This window comes from Pseudomonas sp. 51_B, from assembly GCF_017491595.1.
GTDB lineage: Bacteria > Pseudomonadota > Gammaproteobacteria > Pseudomonadales > Pseudomonadaceae > Aquipseudomonas > Aquipseudomonas promysalinigenes.
This window is the reverse complement of record NZ_JAFGYW010000348.1, coordinates 1-459: the sequence shown is the minus strand read 5'-3', so window position 1 is coordinate 459 and position 459 is coordinate 1. Positions and strand designations below refer to the sequence as shown.

The window sequence follows — 459 nt, the reverse complement described above, 5'->3', positions numbered from 1 at the left end:
GTTCGTCACGCATGCGAGCTTGACGCCCGCTTCACGCATCGCCCGCAAGCCTGCGTCGACGTCCGGGTAGAGCCGCGTGTGGCGGCCGTTGATCTTCGCGTATTCGGCCTGATAGAGCGCGAGCGCCTCGTCGAAGCGCGCGTTCGCGTCGTCTGCGGAAAAGCGCGGCGTCAGCACGCACTGGATCAGGTTCTCCGAACCCTTGCCGACATAGCGCATCACTTCCTCGCGCGTCGTCTCCTCGGCATCGAGCTGCGCGAGCATCGCGTTCAGGCCGGCCGTGAAATCGTCTGCGGTATCGACCATCGTGCCGTCGAGATCGATGAGCGCCGCTTCGATGCGCGGCGCGCCATTGAGAGGCGACGTCGTCATCGTGCTCACGCGCGCCCGACGGTGGCGAGCGCGTCGCGCATCTCGCCGATCACCTGCCGATAGTCGGGCTTGCCGAAGATCGCCGAG

1 protein-coding gene is annotated in these 459 nt (G+C 66.4%); it reads right to left on the bottom strand.

Annotated elements, in window-relative coordinates:
- On the bottom strand, positions 1-372 hold a 372-nt coding region (locus J5M56_RS25160; RefSeq protein WP_243430908.1), incomplete at its 3' end, for an HAD hydrolase-like protein.
- Positions 373-459: the final 87 nt, after the last annotated feature.